This is a genomic window from Polaribacter sp. HA6-7 (genome assembly GCF_055693625.1).
Window position 1 is genome coordinate 3,037,786 of the sequence record NZ_CM146338.1, and the last position, 16,541, is coordinate 3,054,326.

Genomic DNA, 16,541 nt, shown 5'->3' on the forward strand with positions numbered 1-16,541 from the left:
TTCTATTCTTTTAATGGCTGAAATAGGAATTGCATTTAAATCTGTACCGAATTACCTCTACCGCGGGTACCATAAAGGTTAATTAAAGAAGCTTGATGCCTTCTTTTACCGTTAATTAAAACTAGAGTTTGATCTCGCCCCAAGCCTCTAATAGTTGCGGGATCTATATGATCTGCGCCATCTGCACCAGATTGTTTGGTAGCATTAAATGAAGGAATTGCATATTGCAAAAACTGATTTACTTCTACTTGACTACTTTTTGTAGCTGTTTTTTCGATATCTATAAAATCTATTGCAACAGGCGTATCGCTTGCAACTCTGTTTTTATTTCTAGAACCAACCACTTGTACTTCATCTAAATCTTGTCCTGATGCTAATATTATGGTATGAAATTTATTTGGATACAATTGTAATATTCTAGAATTATGACCAATAAAACTAACAATAATACTGTTGTTAGATAAAACCTCGAATTCAAATGTACCATCTGCATTTGTGGTTGTGCCTACTAAAGTTTTTTCTTCTTGCAATGTTGCACCGCTTAAAGGAATATTTTCTGAACTTAAAACAATACCTTTAACTGTAATTTTTTTATTCAAAAATGCGCTATCAACAACAATATCCTTCTTAAAAACGGTATTTCCTCTAGCGTGAATTTTTCGTTTATTAGACTCTTTCTTTTGTAAATAACGTAATAACTATTTCCTAAATCGTCAAATAAAAAGGGTGTAATTTTTTCTAATAAAGAAATAGATTCTTTTAAAGATAAGTTTACAAAACTTTCTTCTTGCACAAACTTATTCGCTAGTAAATTAGCGTTATATGTAAAGAAAATCTTGTGTTCGTTACTAATTTTATCTAGTAAAACAGCTAAAGGAACTTTTTCTTTTTTATAATTTTGAGAAAGTGTAGGTAAGGTGATAAATGCAACAAAAACAAGTAATAAAAATTTTAAAAATACTATTTTCGAAAACATCTATAAATTTAAAATTACACTTATTTTTTGCTAATTACTAAAGAGTTGTCTTCTTTAACAATTGCTACATTTACAGATTTTTCTATAGCTTGTAAACAAATATCTATGTTGGTAATTGGTACAGCACCTGTAATTGATAATTTTTTGCTCTCTTCATCTTTAAAAATTATAGAAAACCCGTAAGATTCTTTTATTTTTTCCATTGCATCTTCTAAAGATAAGTTATCGAACAATAAAGAACCGTTTTTCCATGAAGTTTTTATTCTAGCATTAAAAATGTTTTTATCTTCTAATACTTTATTTTTTTCTGATGAATACGAAATATAGTTCCCCGGAATCATCTTTTTATCTTGACCGTTTTTAAGTTTTAGCCAAATATTTCCTTCTTCTAAAAACACATCTGTTTTCTTTCTTTTTGTACTTACATTAAAAGATGTTCCGTAGACTTCTACAGACAAATCATCTGTTAACACCCAAAACTTAGCATTGGTTGCTATTTTTTTATCAACCTGAAAAAAGGCTTCACCTTTTAACCAAACTTTTCTACTTTCATTTTTATAATACGATAAACTAGAATTAGAGTTTAGTGTAACATCACTACCATCTTTAAGTTTAATCGTTAAAATTTCTCCGTAATTTGTTTTGTGCGTAATTCTAGTATTTCTATTGATAAAATACACACTTAAAACCACCAATAGAAGAATTGATGCAACTGCACCATATTTATGTAAATGTCTTAATTTTCTTTTTGGTTGTTTTTGTTTTGCTTTAATTTTAGCTTCTAATTTTTGCCATTCGAAAGCAACTTTTTCTTTACCAACTTGTTTTTTATTAAAAGAAACACCAATAACAAGATCTTTAGCTTCATTAACTAAATCTTGTTTATCAGGATTATTAGCTATCCAAAAATCCCAAAAACCCACATCGGTTCCGTTGTTTTGAAAAACCCAATTTTTAAATGAATTATCATCTAAAAAATCGTTTATGCTATCGTAATTTTTCTTACTCATTATCTATTAAATGTATAGAATCTATTTGTATAAGGTATTTATTGCTTTTTTATACCCTTATTTTTTACTAAAACTTAAATAATTTAATAATCGAAATTTCTTCCTTTAAGTTTTTAATTGCTTTATGTAAAGTATTTACGACACTTTGGTAGTTAATACCCATTATTTCAGAAATTTCTTTCGCTTTTAAACCGCTGTAATATTTTAAGTAAACTGCCTCTTTTTGTCTTTTTGGTAATTTATTTAAAAGCTGTGTTAAGTTTTTATTTTTAAAGCTTTCAACTTCTTGGTTTGTTATCAACTCCTCTGCCGTAAATTGAATGTCTACAAAATTTTCATTTGAAAAATCTGTTGGTTTTACTTTTTCATTTTTCTTAATTACTTTTAATAAAAATCGTTTGTAAGATGTAAAAAGGTAAGGTGCAATTGTATCTAAATCGCTTAAATTTTCTCTATGTTCATAAACGTACATAAAAAAGTCTTGCAAAGTATCTTCTGTTAGCGCTTCATCTTTACATATTTTTAAACCGTAACTATGTAAATTAGAATAATAAGTTTCAAAAAGAACAGAAAACGCTTTTAAATCACCTTCTTTTAAAGATTTCCATAAATATTTGTCTGTTAATTTTTCCATTTATATTTTTAAGGGCTAATAATTTTTAAAAATAACAAAAATATATCAATCATCTTTAACCTACTTTTAACAAAAACAAATATGTTAAAATTGTAGTTTTGTTACTATAAGATTATTACGAGATATATAACGCCTAATATAAAATACAATGGATATAGATGTAAGAGCTATTAATGAAAAAATTGAGAGAGAAAGTGCTTTTATAGACATTCTTACTTTAGAGATGAACAAAGTTATTGTAGGTCAAAAGCAAATGATAGAAAGTTTGCTAATTGGTTTACTTGGTAATGGTCATATTTTACTAGAAGGTGTGCCTGGTTTGGCAAAAACCCTAGCAATTAACACGCTATCTAAAGCGGTACAAGGTAGTTTTAGTAGAGTACAATTTACACCAGATTTACTACCTGCAGATGTTGTTGGAACCATGATTTACAACATGAAAGAAAACGACTTTGCAATTAAAAAAGGACCAATTTTTGCAAACTTTGTTTTAGCAGATGAGATTAACAGAGCACCAGCAAAAGTACAATCTGCGCTACTAGAAGCAATGCAAGAACGTCAAATCACCATTGGCGACACAACTTTTAAATTAGACGAACCTTTCTTAGTAATGGCAACTCAAAACCCTGTAGAACAAGAAGGTACTTACCCATTACCAGAAGCACAGGTAGATAGATTTATGCTAAAAGTTGTAATAGATTATCCTAAGTTACAAGACGAGCAAGTAATTATGCGTCAAAATTTAACTGGCGGATTCGCAAAAGTAAATCCGGTAATTTCTGTAGACCAAATTATTAAAGCAAGAGAAGTTGCTAATGAAGTTTATATGGATGAAAAAATAGAAAAATACATTCTAGACATCATTTTTGCGACACGTTATCCAGAAAAATACAACTTACCACAATTAAAAGATTTAATAAATTTTGGTGCATCACCTCGTGGAAGCATCAATTTAGCCAAAGCAGCTAAATGTTATGCTTTTATAAAACGAAGAGGTTATGTAATACCAGAAGACGTTAGAGCTGTTGTAAAAGATGTTTTACGTCACAGAATTGGTATTACTTATGAAGCAGAAGCAGAAAATGTAACATCTGTAAACATTATCAATTCTATTATTAACGAAGTAGAAGTGCCATAGAAGCTATTAGCAATTTGCCTTTAGCCTTTCGCTAAAAGCTAACTCACTAAAAGCCAAAAGCAAAAAATGGATACAAAAGAAATACTTAAAAAAGTTCGTAAAATAGAAATTAAGACAAAGCGTTTGTCTAATGATATTTTTGGCGGAGAATACCATTCTTCTTTCAAAGGGCGTGGTATGACTTTTTCTGAAGTTCGCCAATATCAATTTGGTGATGATGTTAGAGCAATTGATTGGAATGTAACTGCAAGATACAACGAACCGTATATTAAAGTTTTTGAAGAAGAAAGAGAACTAACCATGATGCTTTTAGTAGACGTATCCGGGTCAGAACTTTTTGGTACTTCAACACAATTTAAAAAAGACACAGTTACAGAAATTGCAGCAACACTTGCATTTTCTGCAACTCAAAACAACGATAAAGTTGGTTTAATTTTATTTTCTGATGATATAGAACTCTTCATTCCACCTAAAAAAGGAAAAAGTCATGTTTTACGAATTATTAGAGAATTAATCGAGTATCAACCTAAAAGTAAAAAAACTAATATTGCAGCGGCATTAAAGTTTTTATCTAGTGTGCTTAAAAAAAGAGCTATTGTTTTTATGTTATCAGATTTTATGGATGATGATTATGAAAAAACACTAAAAATAGCTGCAAAAAAGCACGATTTAACTGGTATTCGAGTTTTTGACAAACACGATGAAGAAATTCCTAATCTAGGAATGGTGCCAATGTTAGATGCAGAAACAGGTAACGTTTTAACTATAAATACCGCATCAAAATCTGTAAGAACCAATTATAAAGCAAATGCTTTAAGACTAACAGATTATTACTTAAACATGTTTAAAAGAAGTGGTGCAGGTGCCGTAAATACTAGAGTAGACGAAAATTATGTAAAAAAATTATTAGGATATTTTAAGCATAAAGGAAAGTAAATTAACAAAATATCAGTTCGGGTGAATTTTGAGAAGAATGAACAAATTAGTATCGAGAGCTAAAATGATGAAAAAACAGATATTCTATATATTATTTCTTATTTCGACCATAAGTTTTGCACAAAACCCAATGGTAAAAGCAGAAATTGATACAACCAACATTAGAATTGGAGAACAGTTTCAATTAAAAATTTCTGTAGATGAAACAAAGAATGTAATTATTCCGAAGATAAAATTAAAAGGTTTAGAAATTGTAGATTCTACAAAAGTAGATACTCTTAAAAATAGTTTGATTAGAAAGTACATTTTAACAGGTTTTGATAGCGGTGCATTTTACATTCCGCAACAACAAATCTTTGTAAAAAACCAAGCTTATTTAACAGATTCTTTATTGGTAAATGTTGCTACAATTACTGTAGATACTACAAAAGTCAAGAAATTTCCAATTAAAGCTATAAAAGCAGAACCATATACTTTCGACGATTTTAAAATCTACATTTATATTGCTTTGGCTATTTTGGCAATTATTGGTTTTTGGATTTATTGGTTCGTAATCAGAAAAAGAAAAGAGGAAGAAGAAGTGCCAACTTACAGAACTTTGCCTCCTTACGAAGAAGCTATTTTTAAATTAAATGAATTAGACGAAAAACTATTGTGGCAAAACAATAAAGTAAAAGAATATTATTCTGAACTAACAGAAATTGTTAGAGGTTACATCGAAAGAGAATTAAATGTACCTGCTTTAGAAAACACCACAGATGAAGTTTTAGAAATGATTAACGATTTTAAAAAGTCTGATACAATAGAAACTTCTAAAGAAACAATTGCCAAGTTAAAAGATTTACTACGTGAGGCAGATTTAGTAAAATTTGCGAAATCGAAACCATTAGCAATAGAGATAGAAGACGATAGAAAAGACGCAGAATTTATTATAGGAAATTTAAAACCTAAACAAATAACAGCACAAGAAGATGAACTGGAGTAATTTCGAATTTTTAAATATTGAGTTTCTCTCGGCTATTAATATTAATTCCGTTATTAGCTGTTTGGCATTTTTTTATGCGAAAAAAGATACAGCAGTTTTAACAATGCCAAGTATAAAAGGTTTTAAAGCAGAAACATCTATTCTAGCAAAGTTAAAACCTATACTTTACGTTTTAAGATTACTAGCTTTAGCCGCAATTATTGTAGCATTGGCAAGACCAAGAAATGTTTCTGTTAGCAAAAAAACAAAAACAAATAAAGGAATCGATATTGTAATGGCAATCGATATTTCTGCCAGTATGCTTGCAAGAGATTTAAAACCAAACAGACTAGAAGCACTTAAAAAAGTTGCTGTAAATTTTATAGATAGAAGGCCAAACGATAGAATTGGTATTGTTGTTTACGCAGGTGAAAGTTTTACGAAAACACCTATAACTAGTGATAAAGGCATTGTAAAAAGGTCCATTTCTGAATTAAAATGGGGGCAATTAGAAAACGGAACTGCTATAGGAATGGGTTTAGGTTCGGAGTTAACAGGCTTAAAGAAAGTAAAGCTAAAAGTAAAGTAATTATTTTACTAACAGATGGTGTAAATAACTCTGGTAATATCGACCCGAGAACAGCAACAGAGTTAGCAAAAGAATTAAAGATTAAAGTGTATACTATTGGTATAGGTACAAATGGTATGGCAGATTTTCCTTGGAGTAGAGACCCTAGAACAGGTAAATTAAATTTTAGAAAACAACAAGTAACAATAGACGAAAAACTTTTAGAAGAAATTGCTGCAGAAACAGAAGGGAAATATTTTAGAGCTACAGATAATGAATCTTTAAAAGAGATTTATGATGAAATTGACAAGCTAGAAAAAACTAAAATAGAAGAGTTTAAGTATTACAATTATCAAGAAAAATTTAGAATTTTTGTCTTTTTAGGTCTAGGCCTATTAGTTTTAGAATTTATTTTAAGAAACACATTATTTAAGAGTTTTATATAAATGTACAGAATAGAAGAACCAATTTATTTTTATTTACTTACAATCATTCCGGTAATGGTTGTTATTTTCTTGTTGGTTTTTTGGTGGAAAAAAAGAACACAACGCAAGTTTTCTAATGTTCTTTTGTTAAAAAAATTAGCACCAAATTCATCAGCTTTTAAAACTACTTTAAAATTAGTTTTTCTACTGTTAGGAATTAGCTTTTTAATTATTTCTCTAACAAACCCTAAAATGGGTACAAAGCTAAAAACTGTAAAAAGAGAAGGTGTAGATATTGTTTTTGCTTTAGATGTTTCTAAAAGTATGCTTGCAGAAGATATTGCACCAAATAGACTAGAAAAAGCAAAACAAATTATCTCTAAAACAATAGATAAATTAGGTTCTGATAGAGTTGGTATTATTGTTTATGCAGGTAATTCTTATCCGTTATTACCCATAACTACAGATCATGGTGCCGCAAATATGTTTTTACAAAACGCCAATCCAGATATGGTTTCTAGCCAAGGTACAGATATTAATGGCGCTTTAGAACTAGCAAAAACGTATTATAATAACGACGATCAAACAAATCGTTTTTTAATTATTCTTTCTGATGGTGAAGATCATCAAGAAGAAACAAAACAAGTTGCACAAAACTTAGCCAACGAAGGTGTAAAAATTTATACTGTTGGTGTTGGAACAGAAAAAGGAGGACCAATACCAATGCGTTTAAATGGCTCTATGATTGGTTATAAAAAAGACAATAAAGGCGAAACTGTAATTACAAAACGTAAACCAGAAGTTTTAAAAGGAATTGCAGATGTAGCTGATGGCGCTTATATTGATGGTAATATCACAGAGAAGCCTGTAAATGCTATGGCAGAGATAATTGCCAATGCAGAAAAAAACGAATTCGAAACCAAGCAATTTTCTGATTATAAAGATCAGTTTCAATGGTTTTTGGCATTAGGTTTGCTATTTCTAGTGATAGATGTATTCTTATTTGATAAGAAAACAAAATGGCTAAGAAAAGTAGATTTATTTAATGAAGAAAAGAATCTAAAAAAATAGTAGAACACAGCTTCTATTAATACTTATTATAACCAAGTATTTTGAAGTAAAAAACAAAACAGATAATGAAATTTACATACATAGTAGTTGTCTTTTTAATGCTATTTTCAACAAAAGAAATAGTAGCGCAAAAAGATACTGTAGCACAACAAAGAGTTGCACGTAAAATGTTACGTCAAGGTAACGAGCTTTATAACAAACAACAATTTACAGATGCTTCTGTGGCTTATCAAAAAGCATTAGGCAACAATTCTAATTACGATAAAGCTACTTATAATTTAGGCAATGCTTTTTATCAGAATAAAAATTTTAAAGAAGCAATTCCTCAATACGAATTAACAGCAAAAACTGCAACAAACAAGTTTACAAGAGCAGAAGCTTACCATAATATTGGTAATGCCATGATGGAGTCTAAAAACTACCAAGGTGCTGTAGATGCTTTTAAAAATTCTTTAAGAAATAATCCAAAAGATGATGAAACTCGTTACAATTTAGCCGTTGCTCAAAAGCTTTTAGAAAAAGAAAAGCAAGACAATAAAGACGACAAAAACAAAGACAAGGATAAAGATAAAAAAGACCAAAAGGACAAAGATAAAGACGACAAGAATAAAGATAAGAACGAGGACAATAAAGACCAAAAAGACAAAGATAAAAAAGACGAGAATAAAGACGGTGATGGTGACAAGGATAAAGACAAAAAGCAAGATCCTAAAAAAGACAATAAAAAAGATCAGCAAAAACCAAAACCACAACAGGGTAAAATGACTCCGCAGCAAGTTAAACAATTGCTAGAAAGTTTAAATAACGAAGAGAAAAAACCCAAAAGAAAATGAATGCCAAAAAAGCAAAGGGTAAAAAAGTAAAACAAGAAAAAGATTGGTAAATTAGCCGTTTACAGAAAAAGAAGATGAAGTCGAAAGTTTACATATCCATAATTATTTGCTTATTAAGTTTTTCTTTTGTTGCACAAGAGGCAACATTAAAAACGAAAGTCAGCAAAAACAAACTAGGTGTTAATCAGCGTTTAAGAGTTGTTTTTTCTATTGACAAACAAGGCGGAGATAATTTTACTCCTCCTAATTTTACTAATTTTAAAATTGTTGGTGGGCCAAGTCAATCTGTTAGCCAAAGTATCAGTTCTACACCAAGTGGTAGAAAAGTTACATTTTCGCAATCTTATACATACATCATTCAGCCAAAAAGAAAAGGAGAACTTTCTATAGGAAGCGCATCTGTTACTTTTAATGGAAAAACAATAAAATCAGATCCTGTAAAAATTATTGTTTTAGATGCTGTAGAAATTCCAAAAGACCCTAACGACCCAAATTATATTGCACAACAAAACATACACCTAGTTGCAGAAATTTCTAAATCTAGACCTTATGTTGGCGAAGGTGTTTATGTAGAATACAGATTATATGTAAGTGAAAATGTAAGCGTTTACGATACAAACGTTACCGAAGCACCAAAATATAATGGTTTACGGAATCAGAACATTAAAATTAACGGTTTTCCTGTAAAAATGGGAAAATACAATGGTGAAAATTATAGATATATTGTACTTCAGAAAGCCTTATTAATTCCTACAAAAACAGGTAAACTTTCGATAGATCCCATGAAAATGGATATCGTAATTGGTGTACCTTACGGCAGAACAGATTTCTTTGGAAACGCAATTACAAAAAATGTTAGAAGAGAATTTGCTTCTGCTAAAAAAATCATCAACCCAAGAGCATTACCTTTAGAAGGAAAACCTGCTAACTTTAACGGCGCCGTTGGTCAGTTTAAATTTGATGTTGCGCTTAGTAAAGAGGTATTAAAAGCAAACGAAAGTAGCCAAGTAAAAGTAAAAGTTTCGGTAATGGTAATTTAAACTTATTTGAGTTGCCCGAAGTAGAAACTCCGGCAGAATTAGAAATGTATCAGCCAGAACGCAAAGAAAGCAAACGTGTTGGCGCTAACGGAATTTCTCGGTTACATTGCAGATAATTACACTTTAGTTCCTCAATACAAAGGAAAATATAAAATACCAAGTATTTCGTTTTCTTTCTTTAATCCGAAAGAGAAAAAATACAAAACTATTGCTACAGAAGATTTATTTGTAGATGTTTTAGAAGGCAAAGAATTGGTAACTGTAGACACAACTCTTGTAAGAAAACAAAATGTTGTTACAACAGGTAATAATTTTAGATACATTGCAATAAAAACAGATTTTATTACAACTCTACAAAAAGACTTTTTTAAGTCTACCTTGTTCTATATTCTTTTAATTTTACCATTTATAGCAATACCAATTATTTTATTTTTAGCTAGAAAAGCAGAAGAAAGAAATAACGACGTTATTGGTAATAAAACTAGAAAAGCAAACAAACTAGTTAAAAAATATTTATCTGAAGCTAAAAAACAGTTAGGTAAAAAAGAAGCTTTTACGAAGCCTTAGAAAGGGCTTTGCACAATTACTTAAAAGCTAAATTAGGAATAGAAACTTCTGATATTAGTAAAGAAAAGATAACAGAAATATTAGAAAACAAAGGTGTAGATAAAGATGCTATTTTAAAATTTATTGATGTTTTAAAAAGTTCTGATTTTGCTAGATACACTCCATTTACAGCTACTGAAATGAAAGAAGAGTTTGAAAGAGCAAAAGAAGTTATTGTTCAATTAGATAAACAGTTATAAGATGAAGAAATTTTTATTTTTATTGTTGCTAATTGCAAACAGTTTAGCAGCACAGAATATTGATAGCTTATTTAATTCTGCAAACGAATTATATAGAAACGGCAACTACGATAAAGCAATAGAAAGTTATAAACAAATATTAGAACAAGATGCTATTTCTGATGAGTTATTTTATAATTTAGGAAATTCTTATTATAAACTTAATAAAGTTGGGCCTTCAATATTTTACTATGAAAAGGCCTTACAATTAAACCCTTTAAACCAAGATGTAAAAAACAATCTGGTTTTTGCAAAACGTTTAGCTTTAGATAATATCGAAGAAGTACCAAAAACTTTTTACAAAAATTTAATGCAAATTACCTTCAAAAGTTGTCTTATAATGAATGGGCTGTTGTAACAATTGTATTTGTGTTGTTAAGCGCAGTCTTGTTTTTATTGTTCTATTTTGCTTATACTCCAACTAAAAAAAGATTCTTTTTTACATTAGCTATTATTAGTTTTATATTATTTGTTGCAGCAATTAGCATTACCTATAATCAATATAATTTTTCTAAAAACACAAAAAAAGCCATTGTATTTGCAGCCAAAACAGAAGTTAGAAATGCACCTACTTTAAACTCAGAAGAAGTTTTTACTTTACACGAGGGTACAAAAGTAATTGTTTTAGATGCGGTAGATAATTGGAAAAAGATTAAATTAGCAGACGGGAAGATAGGTTGGATAATTTCTGATGAAATAAAAATGTTAGATAATAACTAAACCAACTTATACCTTTACAACAAAATTTAAGATAATTTGAAAATTAAGATTGCCATTTTTTTACCTTTCTATTTGTGGGGCTAATATCTGCACCAACAATAATTACACTGGTAGACAAAAATCAAGATATTTCAATTTACTTAAACTTGAGTGAAGAAGAGGAAGAAAATAGCTGGAAAAATCCGGTAAAAGAATTAAAAGTGAATGTAAATTCAAACTCAAGTATTTCTTTTACTAAAATTCAGAAAAAAGAATCGTACAATTTACTTCTAAAAGTTACGTTTCTCCTTATCCAAAAATTATTACCCAACCACCGAATTTGTACTTTAATTTCTCGAAGTACAAGTAAAAATCTATTATTAAATTTAATTAAAAACTTTATTCTAAAAAGAGTAAAGAATAAAATATTTATATATGTTTAAATATATTAAAAACGATATTCCTGCTAGTATAGTTGTGTTTTTCGTAGCATTACCATTATGTTTAGGTATTGCATTGGCAAGTGGTGCTCCTTTATTTTCTGGTTTAATTGCTGGTATTATTGGTGGTATTATTGTAGGTGGTTTAAGTGGTTCTAAAATCGGGGTAAGTGGTCCGGCTGCAGGTTTAGCTGCAATTGTTTTAACTGCCATAGGAACTTTAGGAGGTTATGAAAACTTTTTAGTTGCTGTAGTTTTAGGTGGTGTAATTCAGTTAATTTTTGGTTTTTTAAAGGCAGGAATTATTGGTTATTATTTTCCTTCATCAGTAATTAAAGGTATGTTAACTGGTATTGGTATTATCATTATACTAAAACAAATACCACACTTTTTTGGCTATGATGCAGATCCAGAAGGTGACTTTGCATTCTTTCAAGTAGATGGTCAAAATACATTTTCAGAAATTATAAATTCTATAAATAACATTAGTTTAGGTTCTACAATTATTGGTATTATTGGATTGGCTATTTTAATACTTTGGAGCAATGTTTTATCTAAAAAAGGTAAGTTTTTTCAAATTATTCAAGGCCCATTAGTAGCAGTAGTTGCTGGTATTGTTTATTATTTTGTAACTAGTGAAAACTCTAAATACGGAATCAATTCAGAACATTTAGTAAGTGTACCTGTACCGGATAGTATCGATTCTTTCTTAGGACAGTTTAGTTTTCCTAATTTTAGTGCACTTTCTAATCCGCAGGTTTGGGTTACAGGTTTTACTATTGCTTTAGTGGCAAGTTTAGAAACCTTATTATGTGTAGAAGCTACAGATAAATTAGATCCTCATAAAAATGTAACACCAACAAACAGAGAGTTATTAGCGCAAGGTACTGGTAATATTGTATCTGGTCTAATTGGTGGTTTACCAATTACACAAGTAATTGTTAGAAGTTCTGCAAACATACAATCTGGTGGTAGAACAAAGTTATCTGCAATTATTCATGGTTTTTTATTATTAATCTCGGTACTTTTAATTCCTACTTTATTAAATAAAATTCCGTTATCTGTATTAGCTGCTGTATTATTAATTGTTGGTTACAAGCTAGCAAAACCATCGGTTTTTAAAGAAATGGTTAAGTTAGGATGGAAACAATGGTTACCATTTACAGTAACTGTAGTAGGTATTGTATTTACAGATTTACTTGTAGGTATTGCTTTAGGTTTAGCTGTAGGTATTGTTGTAATTTTAATCAAAAGTTTTCAAAATTCTCACTTTTTACACATTGAAGATAAAAGCAATGGTAAAAACAGAATTAAAATGACACTAGCAGAAGAAGTTACGTTTTTTAACAAAGGAGCAATTTTAAAAGAGTTAGATAGCTTACCAGAAAATACGTACTTAGAAATTGATGTTCGTAAAACAAGGTATTTAGATAATGATATTATCGAAATTTTAGAAGATTTTGCTTTTAAAGCTAAAGAAAGAAATATCGATATACAATTAATTTCTGAAAGAGGAATTGTAGAAAACCCACCAAGTTATATTGAGTTTTTTAATTTAAGACCTAAAAAAACAGCCTAAAACATTAGATCCATGTCAGAAAAACATAAAATTCTTGTACTATCAGATTTAAATTCTGCTACAGAAGCAATTGTTACCAATGCAACTAATTTAGCAAGAATTATAAATGCTGATGTATCTCTTTTTGTGTAAAAAAAGCAACAGAAGTTGTTTCAAAAGAGAGTCAGTTATCTGCAATGCGATCTATAAATCAAACATTTATAGCTACAGACAATAGCCTAAAAACTATTATTAATAAAGTAGCTATAGATGATGATGATGTTCATATTAAACATAACGTTGCATTTGGTAATTTAAAAGAAAATGTTAGCAAACAAATAGCTGCAGTTAAGCCAAGTGTAATTGTACTTGGTAAAAGTAAATCCAAAACAATGTCTTTTCTTGGAGATAAATTAACAGCGTTTATCTTAAAAGAATTTGATGGCACTATTATGATTTCTTCGGAAGACAAAACCCTTGCAGCAAATGACAAACTAGATATTGGTTTTATTGATACTATTGATTTAGAAAACAATCGTATTAAAGAACAATTGGTTGCATTTTCTAAAAAACCGATAAAACTTTTGCAAACAAGCGCTACTTCAGATTCTTTAAACAGTAAAATTAGCAACATCGAAAAAGTTGTGTTAACCCAAAAATCAAATATAATTGCAAGTGTAAATAACTACGTAAGTAATTCATCTTTGCAATTGTTGTTTTTAAATAGAAACAAAAATAAAACGCTAGAAATTAATTCTAAAATAAGTTCAATTGCTAAAAACTTAAACTGTTCTCTGCTAATTACTAATAAAATATAACCGCGAGAAAGTAAAGTTTAAACGAATTGATAAATATAGAATTTAAAAGAATAAACCAATGAAAAACATATTTTCTAACATAAAAGGAGATCTTTTTGGCGGAATTACAGCTGGTATTGTTGCACTACCTTTAGCTTTAGCTTTTGGAGTTTCATCTGGTTTAGGACCAAGTGCAGGATTGTATGGTGCAATTTTTATTAGTTTTTTTGCTGCTTTATTTGGTGGTACAAATACACAAATATCTCGGTCCAACAGCTCCAATGACAGCCGTAAGTATGGTAGTTATTGCTGGTATTATTGCGGCAAACGATGGTGATATTACAAAGGCAATGCCCGCTATTTTAACGGTGTTTATTTTAGCTGGTTTGTTTCAAATTATTTTAGGTGTTGTAGGTTTGGGTAAATACATTAGGTACATACCCTATCCTGTTGTATCTCGGTTTTATGACAGCAATTGGGGTTATTATTTTACTTACTCAAATACTTCCTTCTGTTGGTTATTATCCAAAGGAAGATGTAGAGTTTGTAAATACCTTTAAACCCGAAGCTCAAGAAATAATTTTAGAAAACATTTTAAAAGAACAAGTTGGTGAAGGCACATTAGTTTTAGATAATTTTAAAGAAACTATTAATAATGCGCAAAATATCAGTTTAGAAGATGTTACTAGAGAGTCTAAAACATTGGCAGCAAAAGAAGCTTCGGTGCATTAGGTGCTTTAAAAGTTTTACCAAGAGCACTAAAAAACATCAATTTGTTAGAGTTGTTGTTGGCTTTAGGAACCATTGTAATTATATATGGTTTTAAGAGAATTACATTAAAAATACCAAGTACACTTGTTGCTTTAATTGTAATGTCTGGTATAGCGGTTGGTTTTAATTTAGATTATAGAACTATTCAAGAAATACCAAGCGGAATTCCAATTCCGAAATGGGAAATCTTTACAGATTTTAGTTTAACCAACGTAACACCTTACATATTTACAGCGCTTACCTTATCATTATTAGGTGCTATAGATTCTTTGTTAACAAGTGTTGTAGCAGATAACATGACAAAAACCAAACACAAACCCAATAAAGAACTTGTTGGGCAAGGTATTGGTAACACTATTGCTGCTATTTTTGGTGGAATTCCGGGTGCTGGTGCAACAATTAGAACTGTAGTAAATATTAATGCCGGTGGAAAAACGAAAATTTACGGTATGATTGCAGGTATTATGTTACTTGTAATTATGCTAGGTTTAGGACCTATAGCTTCTAAAATACCTGCAGGAGTATTAGCCGGAATTTTAATTACTGTAGGAATTGGTGTGATGGACTATAAAGGTTTAAAGGCAATACCACACTTACCAAAGGACATAAAAATAGGTCCGATAAAATTGAGTTCTGAAGTATTAATTATGATGGTGGTTTTACTACTATCTACTTTCCGGAACTTGGTTTATGCCGTAGGAATTGGTTTGGTAATCGCCTCTTTAATGTTCATGAAAAAAATTGGAGATTTAACTGCAAAAAGATCCGACGTAAAATCTTTAAAAGAAGAAGTTTGGTCTGATGAGATTAATTTTCCGAGAAAATTTAAAAGAAGAAGTATTTATCAAACACCTAAAAGGACCTTTGTTTTTTGGTTCTACTAGCGAGTTTCAAGCATTGTCGCAACAAATACCAGAAACTGCCAAAACCGTTATTATGCGTTTAGGCAAAATGCAATATTTAGACCAATCTGGTTTATATGCGATGGAAGATATGCTGTTAGATTTAAAGAAAAGAAATATAGAAGTCTTGTTTGTAGATTTATTAGAGCAACCAAGATATATGATGGAAAGAATAGACATCATACCCGATTTTATTCCTTTAGAACACATTTTTAAAAACTTTGATACTTGTGTTTTATGGGTTAAAGAAAATATTAAAGACGAATTTTAAAAAATTAAAAAAATGAGAAAATTAGCAATAAATAAAGTAGCACAAGATGCATTAACACCAGATGATGTTTTAAACAATCTTTTAGACGGAAACAAAAGGTTTATGAACAACTCTTTAGAAGCTGTAGATTACAAATCTTTGGTAAAAGAAACTGTGGGTGGTCAATATCCAAAAGCTGTTGTATTATCTTGTATAGATTCTAGAGTACCTGTAGAACAAGTTTTTGATCAAACAATTGGAGACATTTTTGTTTCAAGAGTGGCAGGAAACTTCGAAAATACAGACATTTTAGGAAGTTTAGAATATTCTTGTGCAGTCGCTGGAAGTAAAGTTGTATTAGTTTTAGGACACCAAAGTTGTGGTGCTGTAAAAGCAGCTTGTGATGGTGTAGAGCTTGGTAACATAACTGCAATGTTAAACAATATTATGCCAGCTGTAAAAAAATCATCAGAAGAAGTTGAAGGTGAAGCAAACTCAAGCAACCCGGAGTTTGTAGCTAAAACGGTAGAGAACAATGTACTTTTAACGGTAGAAAGAATTAGAGAAAAAAGTCCTATTTTAAAAGATATGGAAGAAAATGGTGAAATTAAAATATTAGGAGGTATTTACTCTTTAGAAACAGGTAAAGTTACTATGTTATAAATTACATTAGATTTCAAAAAA

The 16,541-nt window shown here is 29.8% G+C and carries 17 protein-coding genes and 2 pseudogenes; 15 read left to right on the forward strand and 4 right to left on the reverse strand.

Annotated features, from left to right (window positions below; genetic code table 11):
- Window positions 1–35: 35 nt before the first annotated feature.
- From ACZ1HD_RS16955 to ACZ1HD_RS16970, 4 genes are all read right to left on the reverse strand, one after another.
- Window positions 36–599 (reverse strand): carboxypeptidase-like regulatory domain-containing protein, encoded by a 564-nt coding sequence (locus ACZ1HD_RS16955; RefSeq protein ID WP_472688127.1) that lies wholly within the window; start codon window positions 597–599, stop codon window positions 36–38.
- Window positions 596–976 carry a hypothetical protein gene (locus ACZ1HD_RS16960; RefSeq protein WP_472688128.1) on the reverse strand — a complete coding sequence of 127 codons (381 nt, stop codon included), beginning with the start codon at window positions 974–976 and terminating at the stop codon, window positions 596–598. The genes ACZ1HD_RS16955 and ACZ1HD_RS16960 overlap by 4 nt, the downstream gene beginning before the upstream one ends.
- Before the next feature lie 20 nt (window positions 977–996).
- The gene (locus tag ACZ1HD_RS16965; RefSeq protein ID WP_340932036.1) at window positions 997–1,986 is read right to left on the reverse strand and encodes a FecR family protein; all 990 of its coding nucleotides are present in this window, start codon (window positions 1,984–1,986) and stop codon (window positions 997–999) included.
- Window positions 1,987–2,053: 67 nt separating this feature from the next.
- Window positions 2,054–2,620 (reverse strand): RNA polymerase sigma factor, encoded by a 567-nt coding sequence (locus tag ACZ1HD_RS16970; protein ID WP_079737660.1) that lies wholly within the window; start codon window positions 2,618–2,620, stop codon window positions 2,054–2,056.
- A 148-nt stretch (window positions 2,621–2,768) separates the two neighbouring features.
- Here ACZ1HD_RS16970 and ACZ1HD_RS16975 point away from each other — a divergent pair, with 148 nt between their 5' ends.
- The 15 genes and pseudogenes from ACZ1HD_RS16975 (at window position 2,769) to ACZ1HD_RS17045 (ending at window position 16,520) form a co-directional block, all read left to right on the forward strand.
- Window positions 2,769–3,758: an AAA family ATPase gene (locus ACZ1HD_RS16975; protein ID WP_340932034.1), complete on the forward strand. Its 990-nt coding sequence runs from the start codon at window positions 2,769–2,771 to the stop codon at window positions 3,756–3,758.
- A 66-nt stretch (window positions 3,759–3,824) separates the two neighbouring features.
- Window positions 3,825–4,694 carry a DUF58 domain-containing protein gene (locus ACZ1HD_RS16980; protein WP_472688129.1) on the forward strand — a complete coding sequence of 290 codons (870 nt, stop codon included), beginning with the start codon at window positions 3,825–3,827 and terminating at the stop codon, window positions 4,692–4,694.
- Between the two features lie 67 nt (window positions 4,695–4,761).
- Window positions 4,762–5,679, forward strand: coding sequence for a BatD family protein (locus ACZ1HD_RS16985; protein ID WP_472689400.1), 918 nt, complete (start codon window positions 4,762–4,764; stop codon window positions 5,677–5,679).
- A pseudogene (locus ACZ1HD_RS16990) lies at window positions 5,666–6,672 on the forward strand (vWA domain-containing protein). Before ACZ1HD_RS16985 ends, ACZ1HD_RS16990 begins: the two are co-directional and overlap by 14 nt.
- Window positions 6,673–7,722, forward strand: a complete 1,050-nt coding sequence (locus ACZ1HD_RS16995; RefSeq protein ID WP_154066944.1) for a vWA domain-containing protein — start codon at window positions 6,673–6,675, stop codon at window positions 7,720–7,722.
- A 65-nt stretch (window positions 7,723–7,787) separates the two neighbouring features.
- Window positions 7,788–8,555 (forward strand): tetratricopeptide repeat protein, encoded by a 768-nt coding sequence (locus ACZ1HD_RS17000; protein WP_472688130.1) that lies wholly within the window; start codon window positions 7,788–7,790, stop codon window positions 8,553–8,555.
- A 74-nt stretch (window positions 8,556–8,629) separates the two neighbouring features.
- Entirely contained in the window at window positions 8,630–9,595 is a 966-nt protein-coding gene (locus ACZ1HD_RS17005) for a BatD family protein (protein ID WP_472688131.1), read from the forward strand.
- Between the two features lie 75 nt (window positions 9,596–9,670).
- A complete protein-coding gene (locus ACZ1HD_RS17010) occupies window positions 9,671–10,162 on the forward strand; it encodes a BatD family protein (RefSeq protein WP_472688132.1) in 492 nt (163 codons plus the stop codon).
- Window positions 10,163–10,170: 8 nt separating this feature from the next.
- Window positions 10,171–10,401, forward strand: coding sequence for a hypothetical protein (locus ACZ1HD_RS17015; RefSeq protein ID WP_472688133.1), 231 nt, complete (start codon window positions 10,171–10,173; stop codon window positions 10,399–10,401).
- Window position 10,402: 1 nt separating this feature from the next.
- Window positions 10,403–10,798, forward strand: coding sequence for a tetratricopeptide repeat protein (locus tag ACZ1HD_RS17020; RefSeq protein WP_472688134.1), 396 nt, complete (start codon window positions 10,403–10,405; stop codon window positions 10,796–10,798).
- Entirely contained in the window at window positions 10,771–11,160 is a 390-nt protein-coding gene (locus ACZ1HD_RS17025; RefSeq protein WP_472688135.1) for an SH3 domain-containing protein, read from the forward strand. The genes ACZ1HD_RS17020 and ACZ1HD_RS17025 overlap by 28 nt, the downstream gene beginning before the upstream one ends.
- A gap of 414 nt (window positions 11,161–11,574) precedes the next feature.
- On the forward strand, window positions 11,575–13,158 hold the full coding sequence (locus ACZ1HD_RS17030; RefSeq protein WP_079737666.1) for a SulP family inorganic anion transporter: 1,584 nt from the start codon (window positions 11,575–11,577) through the stop codon (window positions 13,156–13,158).
- Between the two features lie 176 nt (window positions 13,159–13,334).
- Window positions 13,335–13,955, forward strand: coding sequence for a hypothetical protein (locus ACZ1HD_RS17035; RefSeq protein ID WP_472688136.1), 621 nt, complete (start codon window positions 13,335–13,337; stop codon window positions 13,953–13,955).
- A gap of 58 nt (window positions 13,956–14,013) precedes the next feature.
- Window positions 14,014–15,878 (forward strand): annotated as a pseudogene (locus ACZ1HD_RS17040) (SulP family inorganic anion transporter).
- Window positions 15,879–15,890: 12 nt separating this feature from the next.
- Window positions 15,891–16,520: a carbonic anhydrase family protein gene (locus ACZ1HD_RS17045; RefSeq protein WP_079737669.1), complete on the forward strand. Its 630-nt coding sequence runs from the start codon at window positions 15,891–15,893 to the stop codon at window positions 16,518–16,520.
- Window positions 16,521–16,541: the final 21 nt, after the last annotated feature.